Here is a 17,937-nt window from a genome sequence, read left to right as displayed (position 1 = left end):
GGCTATCCCTTCAAGAAAAGGTTGCTCAATGGCCGTTGGAGCTGGAAAATAACAGTCGCTTCATGTGATGTTTGACCGAACCCATAGCACTCATGACCAGTTACTGAGGCTACCCAACCGGATCAAGAATAGACTTTAATACAATTTCGGCCCGATTTTTTTGCCAAATAGAGTGCTTTGTCTGCATGCTCAATTAGCTGAATAGATTTATCATCAGCCGTAGGCGATATATGTGCAATGCCAAAACTCGCGGTTAAACGTATCTTATGCTCTCCATTTTCCACTACATTTTCTTCAATTCTGTATTTTATTTTTTCAGCAACTTTCTTTGCATCGCTTAGAGGCGTCTGAGCAAGTAATATAGCGAACTCCTCACCGCCATAACGACAACTAATATCCGTTTTACGGCTTAAAGCACTTTTCAAAACGTTCGCAATGACTTTTAAACATTTATCACCGCTGGTATGCCCAAAACTGTCATTAACCTTTTTGAAGTGGTCAACATCCAACAACACAAAAGTAAGGTCTGTCTTGTTCCGCACACAGGAATCCCAAACCATATTATACAAAGCGTTGAAATAGCCTCTGTTATGAAGCCCCGTAAGCGCGTCTGTTCGGCTAAGAATTTCCAGCTCTTTCTTCTGAAGTTTTAACTCTCCTTCTATATCAAATGTACGCAAGTACTCTTTGTTTGTACGAACTGCCAGCAATATGAGATATGTCAAATATGCCGCCATAAGGACGCTCATCGACTTCATGTTTTCACTGAATAAATTTGCTACGATTGCAGGTAATAACAAAATTAGCGGAAAGCTTATCGCCATAAATAACTTCGGCGATAATGACGATATCGCCGCACTAGCCATTCCCGCACAAACAACTAGGCTAACGCTATAAACAAGCTCTAACTCGGGGTCAAAGGAAACCACCACCAGGAGAATACTTAACACTAAAGCGTGCGAAAGAGAGAGAACGGTAAACGTATTCATCCAAGTAATGGGAAAGCGATCATATAAAACCTTGGTCAGTTGAATATGAACCACCCTAATGCCACTAAGAGCAAATGCCGCACTCGTCAGCCCCCAAGCGACCAATGGCTTACTGGCATATAACCCATAGGGATAAAAAACTACAGGATATATGATGCAATGAACGGCGATGGCGAAGCTACTGCGAGAGATTATATCCATGTCAATTCGTTTTCGAATTTCATGATAATCGTTGAGCTTTCCCCCCCTGCCTCTAACAGTGTCGATAGTCTTGGCCTATTCGGTTAATGATGTACCATCAATAGTAGCCACTTTGCCACTTAAATGAAGTGAAAAATGTACGTAAGAATGTAAATAACCATAGGAATGTGACGAAGCAATACAGATCTCCCGCTGCCTGCGGGCGCGCTCTAGATGACAATCCACCTTAGAGAGGTTTAGTACACCCTCCTAATACTTGAGTTTTTATTTGCTGCATGCCCTAAGTTTTTAATCTGTACGCCTATATATACGGTTGCCCCATACGCTCGCCATTTTTTTGACTGCCACTCTGCGATTTCCTTTGTTCTGGAAGGCTCGGGTGAACTCGGCCTACTCCTCCGAAACCCTTACGTTCTTCAGTGCGCTGCAGGTTCAGTTGTGGGCTTTTACTTTTCAAAGCGAATAGTAAAATCGCCCTCTATGGTATAGAGGGCGATTTTGTTAGCAACACCAATAATGTCAATTACATCAAGACTTTACCTATTGCAAAAGCAGAGCGCCTTTTCCGCCGCAATGGAGAAAACTTTCATTTCTCACGCAGATATGTGCATAACGGCCCTCTACTTGTGTAATGCTGCCAATATTGTGATTACTCACGTATTCAGGGATAGCACTGTCTCCCCAGCAAAAAAGGAGGCCGTCTGATTGCAGGGCACAGGAGATATTCCAGCCTGCATAGGCATCGATAACATCGTTTAATCCTGATGGCACACTGAGCACACCATCCGCAGACGATCCCCAACAACTCACCCCATACTCGTAAGCTGCGCAGGTATGCCCGCTGTCAGCACTATTGGGATAGAGTGCAATTAAAGGGGGCAAATTGTTTTTTTAGCTCTTAACTGAAAAGGTATAGGGCGTCACCCTTTCGGGTCTTGTCAACTAAAGCAAAAAACATTATCCCGTGCCAGATTCAATCAGTAAGTTCACCACCAGCTTGCCTCTTCTGCAGATCAGGCTTAAAAAAGAAAACAACAATTATTTTGAATCCAAGCTTTGTGGTGTTACTCCTCATAAGTGAAGAAGGAACCCGTAGGCGTGGGGCAACATAGATAAGGATAAAATAGGCACAATTGGCTTCTCTACGGGTGCCCACCTTTCGGCGAAATTGGCCATTAATCACGATGAACGTGAGAACACAGACAAAATCGATGGCGCCTCTGCCAAACCAAAATTCTGGATTCCCGTTTACGGTGGGTTTTGGCAAATATTCGGGCTACCGGGGAAATGTCTATCACTCAACGAAATTCCACCAACATTTATTGTTCACGCAAGCAACGATTCAAAAGCATCGGTTTCGTCGAGCATTAAGCTTTTTTCTCGTCTACATGGACAAAACGTACCGGTCGAAATGCACATCTATGCCCAAGGGGAACATGGCTTCGCTCTCGAACAAGGTAGAGGGGAGACTACAACGAGCACGGTCGACAATTGGTCTCAGCGTTGCCTTGAGTGGTTGCGTCTTATCAATATGTTATAACCACTCGTTAACGTGTTAACCCACACGACAACCAAAAAGGGGCAGCTTTGCTCTGGTATTCAGAGCTATTCTCGACCAGCAAGCGCCCCAATAACCGCTTTGCACTAGAGGAAAATATTCAATAAACGTTTAATGCCCTAAACAAAAACCTGTGCGAGAAAGGCATGTTATTCATTGACGGGTAATCATCTCTATCGCGCTCTCAATAATCCCAAGATCGAGCGCTTGGGGGTTAATAAGGTCGAAGTGGCCAGCATCCTCCAATACGATGTGGTCACTGCTATCGCCCTCTGCCAACGCCGACACAAAATAGGCCTCCGATAATCGAGGAGGCACTATGCCATCTCGCTCTCCACTAATTAACACCGTTGGCTTGTGAATGGGCAGCATGTGAATGGGCGAAGAACTCTCCAGCCGTGCCATTAAGCTCGGTTCAGTCAACGTTGTACTGTCTATAATGGCGCTGGCGGCGCCACCGCAAGCAGGGGATTGCAGGTCGCTGATTCCGCCCAAGGTAATGGCACCTTTAATGGCAACGAACGCTTCAAGGTACAGCTCGCTCTCCTCCGCAATTTTCTCGCGCCCGGCCAGCCAGAGGGCAAGGTGCCCTCCCGCACTGTGGCCAATGGCCACAATTGCATCCATATTTATGGGGTAAATCGCTTCAAGCTGCTCCAGGTAATCTGTTGCAGCGGCCACATCTTGAAACATGACGGGCCAGTTACCGCCGGAGCCAAGGCTGCGGTATTCAATATTCCACACTGCGTAGCCTCGCTCGGCCAGCGCCTGCGAAAGTGCAGCCTGCAGTTCTAGTGTGTAGCTCGACTGCCAGCAGCCGCCGTGAATCATCACTACGGCTGGCCATGGCTCTTGAGTATTGGGGGGTAAATAAAGTTCGCCCCATTGGAGGGAATGCTCGCCCCACTGAAATGCGATGCTGTCCGCCATGATTTGCGGCGGTTCGGGGTGTAACGGAGCAGGTGTAATAGTAACCGGTTGCGTTGGCAGCGGTGTAGGCGAGAGCGGCAGTTGGGTGCTGGCCATTTCGTTCCTGCTGCTGCCACCGCAAGCAGCCAGGGCACTTGCCAGTATCACCGCCATAAACATTGAATGCTTCATACAAGGCTTTACGATGGATATAGGGCCGTGGATCACTCCCCCCCCTAATTAACTCACAGATCTAGGGGAGTCAGCGCCGTTGATATTAATAAAAGCAAATCGCGTTTATATCGTCTAAAACCAAAAATGGGGCACTAAACAAAACGTCTAGTATTAGCCGTATTCAGGGAGATTGCGCTTAATTATTAATATTTCCGTGTAGCACAACCTTTACACTGTCTCCTGGGTTTACATTCAATCCCTGAACGGCGTAGTCATAGGTGGTGGCGCCAGCATAATAAACCAGGCGTTGACTAAAATGAGATGATCGCGATTATCTTTTTCTACGAATGAGCGCGAGTAAATGGAGCAGCGTTTTACCAGAGGTTAATCACGCCACGAAGATCCGACATAGCAACAATTTATGCGTGAAGCAGGCGTTGCTGTAGAAGAGTTTGCATGTCACGACGACCAACAGCAATCACCATGACATATACATGCAGCGCGATAATTCGATAAATGATTCGGTAGGGCCTGAAATAGACTTCTCGGTATTCACTCAAGCCAATAGACAATTTACTGAAGCTCGGAATGTTCGTAATAGCGACAAATGTAATATAATGGTGGGCTAACTTACTTCAGGTAGTCACGGCTTGTGGCTAATGAATAGCCCATCACCCCTCTTTACTCAGCCCTATGTTTAAAATCCGTTACATCATCATAATCTGCAGCGCTGCCCTGTTATTTAGCCTTTTGGCAGAGGCCCAACCCCGCCGTGATACCCCAACCCCAGAGTACATGCATGATAAAACCCTACACTCTCGGGTTAACGGTGATGCAGGCTGGTCACCCGCCGCCCCGGCTATGCCCTCTGAGTTTGATTGGGTCCAACTCAGCTCAGGTGAGTGGCTAAAGGGTGAGCTTATATCCATGTATCGGGAAGAGCTGGAGTTCGATAGCGATGAGCTGGGGCTGTTAGTGCTCGATTGGGATGATGTTGTTGTGGCTCGCACGCATACCCACAAAAGTTTACGCTTTGAAAATGGCCGCATTGCGGATGGTTTAGTCTTAGTTGAGGGCTCGTTGATTCGTCTGATAAACGACACAGACATTGAACCCTTTCAGCGTGGTGCACTGGTTTCCATCGCCGCCAGTGGTAAGCAAGGCTGGAACTTATGGTCGGGCAAACTATCTTTCGGCGGCAATATGCGGGGGGGAAATACCGAGCAGCAGGATTACAACTTTGATTTTGATGTTCAGCGGCGTACATCTTCTAGTCGGCTGCAATTGAAATTACTGAGTAGCTTTTCCCTAACGCAATCGGTAGAAACGGAAAACAATCATCGAGCCAATGTTAATGGTGATTGGTTTATATCCAACAACTGGTTTTTACGTCCTATCGCTTTAGAAGCCTATCGCGACAAATTTCAGAATATTGATTTACGTGTTTCCTACAGCTTTCGGCCAGGTTATTTCATTATCGATAGTAAGCGAACCTCGTGGAGTGTTAACACCGGCGCGGGTTATCAAATGACACGCTTTATAACCGTCGAAGCAGGTAAAGAAGATAAAAAGCAAAACCCCGTTTACGCCCTGGGAACGGACTTCGGAGTTGAAATAACCAAGGATATCGATTTTGATTTCTACTGGGATTTTCAGTCCGTTGGTAAAGACGCCGGGGGCTATTTACAACATTTGGAAACAGGTTTGGATATTGAGCTGATTTCCGATTTTGATCTTTCTGTCATGTTTGTTTTGGACCATGTTAGCAATCCCGTGGCTTCTGAAAATGCACTTCCCGAAAAAAGTGATACCCGCTTAGTGGTGGGAATTGGGTATGAATTTTAACGTTTAGCCCTGTATTTTCGCGATAATTCCTACTGGCATTACCCTAATGGTTTCACATGCTTTTAGTAAGCTGCCCCACCTTCCACAGTAACGCTTGGCGTAGATGACTATGGATTCGTCAAATAGATAGTCCAGCCTGCCAAGGGCCGAACAACTCGGCCTGAGGGGCGCCCGCTCTGGCGGCGGTGAGTGGGTATTTACAGCATGGGTATTGAGAGCAAATACCCCGTTAAAAACTTAGAGCGGTGGAGAATGGTACTTGGCCCAAAAATAGCTTGATACAATTATTTTTAAAATTAACTTTCCCCCTAGCCGCTACACTTGAGTGCGAGTTACACTATTCTTTATTGACGGCCGCAACCCTTTCCCAGTCGCCCTCTTACCTGGAGTTCTTAATGAAACCATATCGTCATTCGTTAGGCTTAATTTGCTTACTTCTAATCTCTGGTTGTGGTGGGGGGGGCGGGACGAATGAAAGCGCTCGAAGCTCTTCGAGTGCTGGGGCATCACTTAGCCGTCAATCAAGCAGCTCCTTAAGTGTGGAATCAAGCAGTTCTTCAGTAAGCAGTTCTTCAGTAAGCAGTTCTTCAGTAAGCAGTTCTTCAGTAAGCAGTTCTTCAGTAAGCAGTTCTTCAGCAACAAGTTCAAGCACCTCCTCTGTGATGAGTTCCAGCAGCTCTTCAAGCCTATTGGCTCCACAGGATATTGCAGTTATAGCGGGCAATTCCGAACTTGATGTTAGCTGGACGGCTGCCGAGGGCGCCAGCGGATATAATATTTACTATGCAAAAGAAAGTTTATTACCGCTTGACTCTATAGCCAATTATACAAACTTGGCTGGGGCGGGAAGGCTCGCGAGCATCTCACAAACACAATCAACTATTATCGGTCTTGATAACAATCAACTCTATTTTGTGGTTGTAACCGCTATCGGTGATATTGAAAGCGTGATCAGTGTTGAAAAATCTGCAGTTCCTTCGGCGCCTCCGGCTGCTGGTGATGGTATTGCTTGCACGCTAAAAACTGACGGTGGCTACTGTGATGACTTCGTACCGATGACTAACGGAGGTAAAACCTATTCTTTAGCTAATCTTAACGCTCCTGGGAAAACCTACTGTATGCAACCCGTTGATACGGCCAAAGGCATGTCTATTAGTGATGTTACTGGTAGCGAAGGCAACCCAGTTAAGATCGTTAATTGTGATGGCAAGGTAACTTTGAATACAGTTGGTTGGCAGCGGGGTATTAATGTAACCAATAGTCAATTTATTCATATTTCAGGCACGGGAAGCCGTGAGGATTTTTATGGCATCCATGTCATTAACTCAGAAGGCGCAGGTGCTGATGCCACCAACGGTACATCTGATTTTGAAATAGACCACGTTAGAATTGACAATGCGGGTGGATCGGGAATTTTAGTACGTACATACCCGTTTGGTACGGAATGTCATTTAGAGTGGACTCGTTCGCAGTTCACCCAATTCAATACCAAAGTGCATGATAATCATGTCAATGGCGCTCGGTGGGAAGGTTTATATATTGGTACTTCCCATTATGATTTACCCGATGGGCCATCTGGAACCAATTGTGGAATCAACAGTGCGCCACAGGCGTCACTGGTTGGAGTGGAAATTTATAACAACAAAATTGAAAATACAGGGAACGATGGCATACAGCTCGGAGCGGCAATAACCGACGTTAAGGTCTACAACAACACCATAAGAAATTACGCATTGCATAATAGTGGCTCGCACGGTGGCGGATTACAGCTAAACCCAGGAACAGGTGGCCAATTTTATAACAATTTTGTGCAAGCGCACCCAGACTCTACTGAGGCGAAGGGGCTTATGTATATTGGCGGTCAGGCACCATTGTATGTTTACAACAATGTATTCGTAGGCGGAGACAAGGCGATCATGACACTGAATAGGATGCCTAATAGCACGCAATTTTATTTCACCAACAATACATTCTATGGTCGTGGCACTGGCAATGTTTTTTACTTTTTCTGTAATCTATTACCGGAGGTGCAAACCTATACTTTTAAAAATAACATCTTCACACATTATGAATCCATCGGATCTGATCAGTCAGGGGGCTGGAATTACTTTAATGGTGCTCAAGGTGCCAAATGCCCCATGAATGGTATAGAAATATCGGGCTATGCGGATAATGAAGAGGACTTACACATGACAGAAAACTACTTTTCAAAAATTCCCGACGACATTCTTTTTGTAAGTCCGCCTACCGGCGATTATTCTTTGCAAGGTGGGTCACCTGCCGTAGGATTTGGAGCTGACCTTAGCGGAACCATCCCATTACCTTCAGATTAAATATCGAGAAAAAAATAGCAAAAACAAAAAGGATAATGACTAAGTTCAACGGCAATTTAGAACGATGGTTCTAGGTTGACTTGGAGCTGGAATTAAGACATCAGATAATGGGCGTTTTATTTTTGTATCACACTAACGGGTAACCAATAATCAGTACGCGCCACTTAAAACCTGTAGAATAAAAGTCATTAAAAATGACACAAGAAAACTTAGTACAGAAGAACAGCGTTTAGCCGCAAGATAGCCATACCGCGAGTACATGATGGTGAAACAGCGGCCGAAGTGACACGCAGTTTTGGTCTTGTAAGCAGAACAATTTTCACCTGCCTGCGATTAGCACGAGTAAAAGAAATTGAAGCTCTGGCTCCCAAGGCGCGCACTGGAACACTATCCGATCTTGAAGAGCAAGAAATAAAGAGGTGGATAATCGGTGAAGATCCTAGGCAGCATGGTTTTAATTTTGGTTTGTAGACACGCCAAATTGTTGCTGATTTAATTCTTGAAAGATTTGGCGTTACCCTAAGTATTTCCGGTGTCGGCAAATTCTGCATCGACTGGGCTTGACGTCACAAAAACCGCTACATAGGGCGAGACGAGAAAGCGGTGCAAGAATGGGTTGACGACGTCTACCCTAAAGTTAGAGCATGCGCTAGAAAGAAAGCGGCTGAGATATTTTGGTTTGATGAAGCCACTATTCGCTCTGATGATCCTTTACATAGCGGAAGGCACGGAATCAACGTCAACCATGCGTTTTGCGCTTTCTAAAGCATGCATTATTTCCCTGTAATTTAACCCTCAACCCACCTCTAACTTGACTTCCAGCGACTATGTTTTTGGGGGAATTATGGCCCTTAAACGGTTATTGTCTAAAAGCGCTCAAGCACTTGTCGTCTTGATATTCAAGATTGACATTAAAACAGCTAACCAGTAATCATTGTTTTGTACGTGCCTTACTTGGCGTGATTCACGCCTTCTTCAAACAGGGCCCACTTACGGTTTTAATTATCCCGTTTGCCCTACTAGAGTTGGTCTAATGGGCACCTCAATGAAATTACTGTTTTGAATTAACCCCATTGTATAATGAGAACAATGACAACCACCTACCAAAGCATCATTACATCCTTAGCCAATGGCGGCAGTATAACGGCAACCGAACAAATCCAATCGCTTTGGAGTGGCTACGGCGAAATTGTGCGGATTCACCTAAAAGGTGGCCTTCACAACTCGGTAATTCTCAAACATATTCGGCTGCCCCAATCGGCCGATCACCCGCGCGGCTGGAATAGCCGCTTATCTCACCAGCGCAAGCTTAAATCCTACCAAGTGGAAACCTACTGGTATCAGCACTACGCCAAGCGGTGTAACCAACACTGCCCGGTGCCAGAAAGCCTGAGCGTAAGTGAAAGCCACCATGAAACCTATTTGCTGCTAACAGATTTGTCCGTTGCTGGGTTTTCTGACATAAAAAGCAGCGCCAGCCTGCAGGATGTTCATGCCTGCTTAAGTTGGCTAGCCCACTTTCATGCGACATTCTTACAGCAACCGAGTGAAGGCTTATGGGATTGCGGCACCTACTGGCATCTGGGCACCCGCCCGGAAGAACTGGCGGCACTCGCAGACCAGCGTCTTAAACAAGCCGCCCCCCTTATTGACCATGCGCTAAAACAATGTCACTACCAAACACTGGTACACGGCGATGCCAAGCTGGCTAACTTTTGTTTTACCCCAACAAACAGCGGTACTGCCGCAAGCCCCGTTGCCGCAGTGGATTTTCAATACATTGGCGCGGGTTGCGGCATGAAGGATGTGGCCTATTTTATCGGCAGCTGCCTTAACGACAACGAATGTGAAAAGCTGGAAACGCCCCTGCTAAACCATTATTTTCAAACATTGAAAACAGCCGTGAGCGAACAGCACCCGCAGGTGAGTACAGTACAACTGGAACAGGAATGGCGATCTCTATTTGATGTTGCCTGGGCCGACTTTCACCGATTTTTGAAAGGCTGGAGCCCCGACCACTGGAAGCTAAACAGCTACAGCGAACGCTTAACCCAGCGGGTTATTGAACGCCTATTGCCACACCCAAGCTAATCACCTAAAACCGAATACCTAAAACCAAATACCTAACACCTAACGCCAATACATAGCCTTAACCCTGAACCCTGAACCAGCGCTCACCCTGCCTATGTCTCTTGAATACACAGCATTGGAACAACTCTGTAATACCGCAAAACAGGCCGCAATAGCCGCTGGCAACCATATCGCCGGTGTAGACCGCAGCACATTGCTAGTTGAGCACAAGGCCTCCGGCAGCAGCCTGGCTTCGCAAGTGGTAACCGAGGTAGACCGCCACTGCGACCAACTCATTAACAGCTTCCTGTTAGAACGTGGCAACCACGCCAACTTGGCGCTGCTTTCCGAAGAAAGCGCCGAGCACCATAACCAGCAAACTAAGAACCGTTTTAACCAACCCTATTATTGGTGCATAGACCCACTAGACGGTACCCTGCCCTTTACCCAGGGGAAAGCCGGGTATGCGGTTTCTATAGCCCTAGTATCGCAAACTGGAACGCCTGTTATAGGTGTTGTATACGACCCGGTAAACAACACGCTATATTCCGCCATAAAAAACGGCGGCGCTTTTAAAAACGGTAAACCCATTCAGGTAGCAAAGCCCGGCACCGATAGCGACGATACCTTAACGGTGTATGCCGATAACAGCTTTAAAACCGCAGCCCACTATTCAGCCACCCAAAATTCTCTTACAAAAATAGCCGCTGAATTGGGTACAAATGGCTACACCGAAATATACGGCAACGGCGCCGTTAAAAATGCCTGCGCGGTATTGAGCAACCCCCTAGCCTGTTATTTTAAATTCCCCAAAGCGACCACCGGAGGCGGCAGTGTGTGGGACTTTAGCGCAACCGCCTGCATTATTCAGGAAGCCGGCGGCTGGGTAAGCGGTTTTTACGGCGAACCATTGAATTTAAACCCCAAAGGTTCAACCTTTATGAATCAGCAGGGGGTTATCTTTACTTCGGGCAAGGGTATTGCCGAAGCAATAATGAGCTTAAGAGAAAACAATTTTTGGGTGTAATTTAAGTTGGCCACTCGCTGGCCTAAGTGCTTGTAAATACTTGCATGAAGTCGTTCAACCGCTCACCCCCCACCGCATTTATCGTCGGCCTAACACATTCACCATCGCCCCCAGAAGAATCAAACCACCACCCGCAAACGTTGTAAGGGTCGGAATTTCGCCAAAATACACCCAGCCAATAACCGCAGCAAAAATTACCTGTACATAGGCGTAAGCCGTTGCTTTATTGGCGTCGGCACTGTGCAAGGCTTTTGTTAAGCCTACCTGCCCCACCTGGGTGAATATGCCCACCAGTACCAAGGCGCCTGCAACACCCAAGCTAGGCATTACAAAATCTCGGCCTAGTAGCACAAGCGCTATGGGGAGGGAGATAACAGGAAAGTAAAATATAATCACCGAGCTGTCGTCGGTGGCGGTGAGTTTTTTAACAATAATGTACGCAATAGCACTGCCCAGCGCACCACCAATAGCGGCGCCAATGGCGAGCCAGTTGTACTGTACCGCACTTGCTAGGCCGGTATGTGCCGGCATTAGATTCGGCTGAATCATTACCCATAAACCCAAAAGGCTGAGCACTATGCAAATAATCGTAGAGCGATGAATAGCTTCTTTTAAAAAGTAAAAAGCCAGTACCGCCGTAAATACCGGGTGCAGGTACTGTAAAATAGTGGCTTCTGCCAGCGGCAGGACAGTAACCGCATAGTAGACCAGCATTAGGGTGAATGCGCCCACCAAGCCTCTGGCAATAAGCCAAGGTTTATTATTGCCCCACAGCGATAGCTTTTTGCGTTTGATATCCGCGTAACTGAGAACAACCGAAACCAACGCTCTGGCGACAACAATTTCCAGCACCGGTATGCCGTGGCTGCTCACGCCTTTCACGCACGCGGCCATTAACGCAAACCCGAGGGCGGAGATGAGCATGTACCAAACGGAGATGGGAACGGTGTTTCGGAGAAAAGTGGGCATACTTCAGCTATACATCCTGCCTAAAGCTTGCAAAATACCCATTTCTTAGCCAACTCACTATGCGTTTAAAGGCTTAGGACTAAAATAGTATCGCAGGATATTGCACTTAAGCCTTCAAACCAGCAAAGCATTAGGCCTTTAATGCTAGCCTGGCGACAGCATCGCGGCCGCCCATTACACCGATAACCATTAACCCTCGGCTAACCGGCGAATGGTTTGTTTGGCTTCGTTAGTATATTCAATGGAAAGGTTAGCTAAAAAATCGTCGAAGAGTTGTTCTTTAACATTCTGAAGGAATTCATCGCTAAAGGGGTTAGCAAAATCAGCGTAGTCGAGCGAACCCAATTCTAAATTTACTCGTAATGTATATCGTCGCCCCAACGAAAAGTAGCCACAGGTACTTGGGTAGGGAGCCCCCTCATTGAGGAATTGTTTAACGCGCAAGCCGTCAATATCCTCATGTGGAATGGCTTGCGCCAAAAAATCGTTTTCAACCGAGGGGCTTCCCTCCAATATTTTGGGTTTGAAATCCCCATGTAATTCACGAAAATCATCCAGCAATACATTATAGAAATGCTGATAGTTCATGCTCATTAAACTATCGGCCTCCTTATCCGAATGCCGTAAAACACTGACCTTAAAAAAAATAGCCGCCAAATCCAAATGGTTATCACATCGATAATAACACCAACTTTGGGTTACAAGGTCTCTATCGAAAAATCCCGTATCACCAAGCACTTGCCACCCGGCGAGGTCAGTTTCGATAAAATCACTTTGTACACTCACCCTGTTAAGCTTGGTGCTATTACTGGGTAACGGGACAACCTTTAGTGAAACAGCCGCCTCATCAAATGAAAAGCTAACAATATCGCCCTCACTAAAGGTGGGGCCCTCAAATAATTCAGGTAGCTTCATTAAACAGCCTTATGGGTAGCCTGAAGCGCACCCACAAAAGTCGATGCCGCACCACGAAGATTTTGCTGCTGACCAGTAACTTGATTGGCTGAGGGGTTATCGGTTAATGCCGAAATACGCTCGGTTAAATACCGGCGCGTTATTTTATCGTAACCGCTACCGGCAGGCAGGGCGTCCAACTGCTCCAACAATTGTTGCTTTTGGCTGACAATCGCCAACAAGGCTTGTTTGTCTTGGAAGTAATTTAGAAACTCCCCCGAGACCTGGGCCTTTCGCTGATTTAATTTTTCTAATAGTTTGGGCAGCTGCGTTCTGGCGTTATCAAATTTAAAACTGTGCCCGTCTAGCGCGCCGGTAACCTTGTCTAAGGCATGGCTCAATAAACCCGCCCCTTCGCCTTTCACAAACCAAGCAACCTTATTGCGTTGGTTGTCATTTAGAATTTCACCCAGATCATTCACTAATTTTTGGGTATCACCGCCCAATCGGCTTTGCTTGCCAATATGGAGGTCATTAGCCGTTTGTGAGGGGCAGTAAAATAGCGCTGGTGAGGGGTTATTAGTAACTTGCATAGCTTCTTCTATCGCATCACTTAGAATATCGGTCGCGCCACTAATAAAGACATCTCGGTTATTTAACGAAGTGTTGGTGGTTGCCTGTAGCTTTTTAGCACCTCGACCACGGCTCACATAATCGTATAACCCCCCAGCATTGCTACTCCGCTTATGCTGAATCTGCACCTCAGAAATATACACCGTAGGCGCTGCATCTCCTGGGTTCTGATTAATATGGTAATACACACGTACACTCTGGGTCACTAGCGTTCGCTCCCGTTGCATATGCTGCTGCTCAGCCATACCGCGTTGTGCACGCCGCAATGCATCTAAGCGCTGCTTATGCCCGGCGCCCATGCGCGGTGGGTCTATTGGCCCCATAGCCGGTGTGGGCAAACTATCGGTGGACAACTTAGCGCGAAGATTTTCAATGTCGCGAATGATCATTTGCCCTTCGTTTGTGCTCGGGTCTAGCGCACAAAAGAGGTCAACGAACAGCCTTGTATGAATTTTAACCGGCTTGCCTGAGTGGCCTTTGGTGTTGTTCGAGAAGTAAATATAACCACCGATATCGTCGATATGCCGAGGTGCACTTGCCATAGCGTTAAAGCTCCTTTAGATACAATATTTAGGCGGTATAGACCACCTATTTCCCATTGTGGTGATGGGCACTTCTATTAATTGATTTTATGCTCAACGCGGCCTAGCAAACCTAATGTATGGCCCTGTGCGTAGCAGTAGCAGAAGGCAACTTGCCTTTCCCAGTAGGTCAACGCCGCAAGAAGCTTTGCCAGCCCGCGCCCTGCGGGGCTTCGCGTACGATTCATGCGCGCTGCTCATTTTTTTCGGCTGCCCACCGGCTTTCCTGTAACGCTCGTTTTACCCATGAACCCACGTATAGCCAGGGGAGCAAAGCGCATTAATAGAGGTGCCCTAAAGTATGTTACCCGAATTTCCAGCGAATTTTGTCTCCTGAGTTCCAATTTTCATCGTAAGTTTACCCCCAACTTAAAACATGCATTCAGCCCCACTAGCAGGGTGCGGTGGGCTATAGCGCTTGTGTGTATTCGTGCGCACAAATCAAACAGACTGGTTTAACCGCAATCGAACAAGCTTGGCATCAACTAATGCGCTCAAATCGCCTATCTAAATTAAAGGCCCTTGAACGAAACGGCGGTTAGCATTCACAGATCCACAAAGCAATTTCAGAGCAAAAAAAACGCCGGAACTACCGGCGTTTTCATTCGTCAATGACGGGCTACGAGCAATTAATAACCTACGCTATTTGCGTATGAAATAATTTTATCGCCATAGTTACCACCCCAGCTGTAACCGTTACGACGCTCTTCGGAAATATCCATTATGTCGTACACTTTACGGCTGTCTCGATCACTAAAGAAACCCCGATTAGAACGCAGGTCGTAGAAGCGATACCACATTTGACTGCCCGACTTATACACAATTTTTTCTTCTACACTCTTATCGTAAGTGTAATTTGCCAAATAGGTATTTGGGCTACGAAACCACGCAATGGCCGCTTTAACAGCTGCTTTAATTTCGGAAGATTGCGGTTGAGTCATAAGGAAACCAATAACATCTACCGATTCACTACCGCTTAAATATTCCAGCTCATATGCACGGGCCATTTTTGGCTTGTAGTCATCGTTACCGTGCTGCGCGCACCAAACGGTTAGCTTACCGTTTTGCTTCCATTGTGATTTAAGAATGTAATCTACGCCTTTATCAATGTCACCTTTCATTTCGATACGATCACTTTCGCTGAATATCTCGTTGTTAAACGGTGCTTTCTTTTGATGTGCGTTGTGCAATACCGTCAATACGCTTGCCATAGCATTATCGTTAAAGGTTACGTGATCTGAATATCCACCACGTAGTGGGTAACACTGAGGCCACCCGCCTTTTGAGTACTGCGCATCCAACACGAAATCTATCGCTTTACGTACAGTATTTCTATACTTGGTATTGCCGGTATTCTGGTAAATCTGAGCCAAGCAAACCATTTCAGCTACCGTTGCACCGTTGTCGAAAGTACCCTTATCGTTGCCACCGCTACCGGTAGAGTCGTAATCCTGATTCTTAGGCCAGCCACCATTGTCGTACTGGTGAGACAAAATGATGTCTGCCTTATTGCTACTCCATTTAGTTTTCACACTGTTGAATCGGTTTTGCGCGGGGTTACCACTTTGAGAAAGCGTGGGCGCGCTACCATTACTTGAACTACTGGAGCTTGAAATTGACGAGCTGCTGCTTGGTAGGCTTGAGCTAGACGAGGAACTTAAACTTGAAGAAGAGCTAATGCTGGATGAAGAATTCGCTGTTCCAGCATAGACTTTCAGTTCCGCAAGAGCTGGACGCAGAGCTTGAACTAACACTGGAACTTGACATACTACTGGAAGAACTTGAGGAGCTATCAACTTTACAAGAGCCATCCGAAGTTCTCAGGCCATTATTTGCGCCCGCCGTTTGCAACACAATTTGCAGAACACAGCCGGCATCGTCAAGCGAGAAAGAATACGGAATACTAATGGACGTTGTAGAAGAAGGGCTTGGCCAGCAGGATGTGTTCCACTGGTGTCGCTGCTCCAAGTAACACCTGGCCCCCAGATATTACCGCTAAAACCCCAATACCCCATATCATCGGTATAAAAGGTACCGAGGGGGGGTTTAGCATCTTCAAAATAGTTGATTTGTGCTTTTATGCGCCCAACGATACGTGGATTCATGCCAGACTTATTAATGCCATCATAATAGTTGTTGTACGCGTGTGCGGTTGCATGACGCAACAACGGGGTACGTGAATCAATATTCTGGTAGTAGTTATGATGGAAGGTAACGTAATTATTTTGGTCGTCACTATCACTGGAACCTACAAACCCACCACGACCAGAGTTTCTCAGAATACTATAGGAAAGCGTTACATATTTGGTATTGGTTTTAAGGTCAAACAGTGAATCGTAACCATCACTTTCACCGCCATATTGCTCTAATGTACAGTGGTCCACCCATACATTCGACACATTCGATTCCATACCAATAGTGTCACCACCATTAGAGGTAGGGGACCCTGATTTTTTAACATACCTAACATGCAAATTTTGTAAAATAATATTGGATGAAGAGCGCACGCGAATACCAATTTCATCGAAAAGTGCACCACTACCAACACCAAAAATGAAAATATTGCTGATTTTCTTCAGTTCAATAACACCATCGGCTGTATTACAACTACCGCTCGCTTTTTTGGTATTGCTTGGAGTAACAGTGCCTTCAACATGAATAATGAGAGGCGTATTATCATTTGCTCAAGAACAAATTGCCTCATGAATTTGAGTACCCCTTGAGGCCAAACTGTTTGCCCCCCGGCACCGCCGGTTGTACCTCCGTTAAGTGTTGCATAACCTGTGGCTGCATAGACTCCAAAACTAAGTGCCGTAGCGTCTATAGCAGCACAGAACCTGAAGATTGAGTTGAATTTATTATTCATCTTCTGTCTCACTTGAAATTTAGGATTTAGGTGTTTTACTAAGTGTATCTAGCCGCAGTCCTCAGTATTGAGCGCAGACTTAAGTAACGCCTTTGATTGAGTCTGTGTATTGTTATATGAATATTTATTTTTATAAAAGGGAAACGTTTTCCCGCGCCGACCGTAATGGAAGCAATACGAAACCAACACCCGATTTACTGCGCTTAATGGCAAAATAATAATATTCAGAGGGGCCACAAATCATAACCACCAAAACCATTGTAATGTCTAATAATGAACACATACCTTCTTGCGAAAAGGTAATGATTAACCCCCGAAAAGACATAATTTCGTATGGGGAAAATGCTCGTCGCTCTAGCGTTTATTCACTTAACGTAGCCGTCAAATACGGTTAAAAAGTTCAGCTTTTGGGCGGAGTAATGACACTTATAGTTATTGCGTAACATTTAGGTGTAGCTATCACGGTTAAATCAACTTTAGAAGCAACTAAAACCCCCGCTTTACCAGTAACCACAGGAATTAAACGGAATACACATCGTTGAAGCAAAAGTATCATTGTGCGTTAGAAGGGTACGCGCTTGCCCTCCGTCAGGATCGCCACTTTGCTACTCTTTTTTGGAGCCACTTTTGGAGCTACGACTAATGATGGCCCGCCTTTCCACAGAAGGGTATAAGAATGGATTTAAACTGGCATAAAGCCATATATCCAAAAATTGGATAAGTAATTTTTGTTTTCTTTCCTCCCTGTACCGAGAAAATACCAGATTCATCCTGTTTTTCTTAAAACACTTCCCGTATTCTAAGTAACGTCTGATAAGCCTTGATTCTAATTTAAAGGGAAATTACATTAATGTTTTTATCAAAATGCATAACAAATTGTGCACTAGC

General features: G+C 45.9%; 12 protein-coding genes and 1 pseudogene. 5 read left to right on the top strand and 8 right to left on the bottom strand.

Annotated features, from left to right (window positions below; all coding sequences use genetic code 11):
* Window positions 1-122 precede the first annotated feature (122 nt).
* Complete coding sequence (locus H5336_RS16905) at window positions 123-1,190, bottom strand: GGDEF domain-containing protein (protein ID WP_185235404.1); 1,068 nt, start codon at window positions 1,188-1,190, stop codon at window positions 123-125.
* A 540-nt stretch (window positions 1,191-1,730) separates the two neighbouring features.
* Window positions 1,731-2,072 (bottom strand): RCC1 domain-containing protein, encoded by a 342-nt coding sequence (locus H5336_RS16900; RefSeq protein ID WP_185235403.1) that lies wholly within the window; start codon window positions 2,070-2,072, stop codon window positions 1,731-1,733.
* A 226-nt stretch (window positions 2,073-2,298) separates the two neighbouring features.
* Between H5336_RS16900 and H5336_RS16895 the strand changes: the two genes are divergently transcribed.
* Window positions 2,299-2,730: an alpha/beta hydrolase gene (locus tag H5336_RS16895; RefSeq protein ID WP_185235809.1), complete on the top strand. Its 432-nt coding sequence runs from the start codon at window positions 2,299-2,301 to the stop codon at window positions 2,728-2,730.
* A 171-nt stretch (window positions 2,731-2,901) separates the two neighbouring features.
* On the opposite strand, the gene H5336_RS16890 is transcribed toward H5336_RS16895, so the two are convergent.
* Window positions 2,902-3,849: an alpha/beta hydrolase family protein gene (locus H5336_RS16890; RefSeq protein ID WP_185235402.1), complete on the bottom strand. Its 948-nt coding sequence runs from the start codon at window positions 3,847-3,849 to the stop codon at window positions 2,902-2,904.
* Between the two features lie 777 nt (window positions 3,850-4,626).
* On the opposite strand from H5336_RS16890, the gene H5336_RS16885 reads away from it, so the two are divergent.
* Complete coding sequence (locus H5336_RS16885; RefSeq protein ID WP_185235401.1) at window positions 4,627-5,676, top strand: DUF481 domain-containing protein; 1,050 nt, start codon at window positions 4,627-4,629, stop codon at window positions 5,674-5,676.
* A gap of 517 nt (window positions 5,677-6,193) precedes the next feature.
* Here the strand turns inward: H5336_RS16885 and H5336_RS23475 are convergent.
* Window positions 6,194-6,328: a hypothetical protein gene (locus tag H5336_RS23475; RefSeq protein ID WP_281385658.1), complete on the bottom strand. Its 135-nt coding sequence runs from the start codon at window positions 6,326-6,328 to the stop codon at window positions 6,194-6,196.
* A 7-nt stretch (window positions 6,329-6,335) separates the two neighbouring features.
* On the opposite strand from H5336_RS23475, the gene H5336_RS16880 reads away from it, so the two are divergent.
* The 3 genes from H5336_RS16880 to H5336_RS16870 all read left to right on the top strand — a co-directional run bounded on the left by H5336_RS16880 (window position 6,336) and on the right by H5336_RS16870 (window position 11,106).
* On the top strand, window positions 6,336-8,009 hold the full coding sequence (locus H5336_RS16880; RefSeq protein WP_185235400.1) for a right-handed parallel beta-helix repeat-containing protein: 1,674 nt from the start codon (window positions 6,336-6,338) through the stop codon (window positions 8,007-8,009).
* Window positions 8,010-9,098: 1,089 nt separating this feature from the next.
* Window positions 9,099-10,100 carry an oxidoreductase family protein gene (locus tag H5336_RS16875; RefSeq protein WP_185235399.1) on the top strand — a complete coding sequence of 334 codons (1,002 nt, stop codon included), beginning with the start codon at window positions 9,099-9,101 and terminating at the stop codon, window positions 10,098-10,100.
* A 94-nt stretch (window positions 10,101-10,194) separates the two neighbouring features.
* Window positions 10,195-11,106, top strand: coding sequence for a 3'(2'),5'-bisphosphate nucleotidase CysQ family protein (locus H5336_RS16870; protein ID WP_185235398.1), 912 nt, complete (start codon window positions 10,195-10,197; stop codon window positions 11,104-11,106).
* Window positions 11,107-11,184: 78 nt separating this feature from the next.
* Here the strand turns inward: H5336_RS16870 and H5336_RS16865 are convergent, their stop codons facing one another.
* The 4 genes and pseudogenes from H5336_RS16865 to pelA form a co-directional block, all read right to left on the bottom strand.
* Window positions 11,185-12,075 carry a DMT family transporter gene (locus H5336_RS16865; protein ID WP_185235397.1) on the bottom strand — a complete coding sequence of 297 codons (891 nt, stop codon included), beginning with the start codon at window positions 12,073-12,075 and terminating at the stop codon, window positions 11,185-11,187.
* A 189-nt stretch (window positions 12,076-12,264) separates the two neighbouring features.
* On the bottom strand, window positions 12,265-12,990 hold the full coding sequence (locus H5336_RS16860; protein WP_185235396.1) for a hypothetical protein: 726 nt from the start codon (window positions 12,988-12,990) through the stop codon (window positions 12,265-12,267).
* Window positions 12,990-14,144, bottom strand: coding sequence for a hypothetical protein (locus H5336_RS16855; protein ID WP_185235395.1), 1,155 nt, complete (start codon window positions 14,142-14,144; stop codon window positions 12,990-12,992). The genes H5336_RS16860 and H5336_RS16855 overlap by 1 nt, the downstream gene beginning before the upstream one ends.
* A gap of 668 nt (window positions 14,145-14,812) precedes the next feature.
* Window positions 14,813-17,049: pseudogene (gene pelA, locus H5336_RS23665) on the bottom strand (pectate lyase).
* Between the last annotated feature and the right edge of the window lie 888 nt (window positions 17,050-17,937).

The organism is Teredinibacter franksiae, assembly GCF_014218805.1.
Classification (GTDB): domain Bacteria; phylum Pseudomonadota; class Gammaproteobacteria; order Pseudomonadales; family Cellvibrionaceae; genus Teredinibacter; species Teredinibacter franksiae.
The sequence above is the reverse complement of the archived record's forward strand: the minus strand, read 5'-3'. Positions and strand labels throughout refer to the sequence as shown.